Here is a 1,772-nt window from a genome sequence, read left to right as displayed (position 1 = left end):
GTTTATTCCCCTCGGAGATGGTCAATTTCTCGCCCTAACCGAGGCATTTCGGGAACGGTTACAGGAAATGCGCTCTTTCTCGGAAAAGTCCGGCGACGGTTTGCGGTTTCATCCCTTCGCTGCCCCGATGCTCTCGGAACTCAGCGAGGAAGTGGGACAACTCAAGGCCGATAAACGTTGGCGCGATAATTTACAACGCTTTCAGGAGAGTCAGGATTTTACTCCAGAAGTCCCCTCAACTCTACAGGCAGAATTGCGCGACTATCAATTGGAAGGCTTTCGCTGGTTAGCTAGGCTGGCCCGGTGGGGGGCTGGGGCCTGTTTGGCCGATGATATGGGATTAGGGAAAACTTTACAGGCCCTAGCAGTGATCCTTACCCGCGCCTCGGAGGGACCGACTTTAGCGATCGCCCCTACTTCAGTATGTTTGAACTGGATTAGTGAGGCGGAAAGGTTCGCACCCACCTTAAATATCATCCAATTGGGAACAGGCGATCGGCAAGCACTACTCGATCGACTGCAACCTTTTGATCTGTTGGTGTGTAGCTATGGGTTATTACAGCAGGAAGAAGTGGCTACCATGTTGGCCGGGGTGGAATGGCGGACAATCGTTCTCGATGAGGCCCAAGCGATTAAGAATTTCTCCACCAAGCGATCGAAAGCAGCGATGAATCTGCGGGGGGATTTTAAACTAATCACCACGGGAACACCGATCGAGAATCATTTAGGGGAATTATGGAATCTTTTCCGTTTTATTAACCCCGGATTGTTGGGTTCCTTGGAAAGTTTTGATCGCCGTTTCGCCACCCCGATCGAAAAATACGGCGATAAAACCGCTCGCGAACAGTTAAAAAAACTGGTGCGGCCTTTCCTTCTCCGGCGCACCAAAAACCAAGTTCTGGCGGAATTACCGCCGCGTACCGAGATTTTAGTCCCGATCGAGTTAAGCGTCGAGGAGAAGGCGTTTTACGAGGCCTTACGGCGGCGTGCTTTGGAGAAATTAAGCGAGAGTGACAGCACCGCTGGGGCAAAACATCTCCAGGTACTGGCAGAGATCATGAAATTACGCCGGGCCTGCTGTCACCCGCAGTTAGTGGCTCCAGATTTGGATTTAGCCGGCTCGAAATTGTCCCGTTTCGGGGAAATTCTGGATGATTTATTGGATAATCAGCATAAAGCGTTGGTATTTAGTCAATTTGTCGATCATTTAGCGATTGTCCGCAGTTATCTCGAGCAAAGACAGATAAAATATCAATACCTCGATGGTAGTACCCCTGCTGGCGATCGGCAGAAACAGGTGAAAGCCTTTCAAGCGGGGGAAGGGGACGTATTTTTAATTAGTTTAAAAGCTGGGGGGACAGGATTAAATCTCACCGCGGCCGATTATGTTATCCATCTTGATCCCTGGTGGAATCCCGCAGTGGAGGATCAGGCTTCCGATCGCGCTCACCGCATCGGCCAAAAACGTCCGGTGACGATTTATCGCTTAGTGGCCAAGGATACGATCGAGGAAAAAATTGTCGATCTGCACCACCATAAACGCGATCTCGCCGATAGTTTATTGGAGGGAACCGACGCCAGCGGCAAGCTATCCACTGACGAATTATTGCGCTTAATGGCCGAGGGATAGTAGGACTGCATGGGAGAGGGGAAAGTCTGAGCTTTTGTACTAATATTTAGGGTTTGCTGAATAATGGTAAAACCCTTTTAAAATAAAGCTTTTGACCTGTTAAAGTCCGATGTTCATGCTGCGAAAATAGGATTGGGACGTT

The 1,772-nt window shown here is 49.7% G+C and carries 1 protein-coding gene; it reads left to right on the top strand.

Annotated features, from left to right (window positions below):
* Nucleotides 1–1,630 (top strand): DEAD/DEAH box helicase (locus tag PX481_RS03440; RefSeq protein ID WP_288093675.1); only part of this gene is annotated, 1,630 nt, incomplete at its 5' end.
* Between the last annotated feature and the right edge of the window lie 142 nt (nucleotides 1,631–1,772).

The organism is Microcystis sp. M53603_WE2, assembly GCF_030065435.1.
The sequence above is the reverse complement of the archived record's forward strand: the minus strand, read 5'-3'. Positions and strand labels throughout refer to the sequence as shown.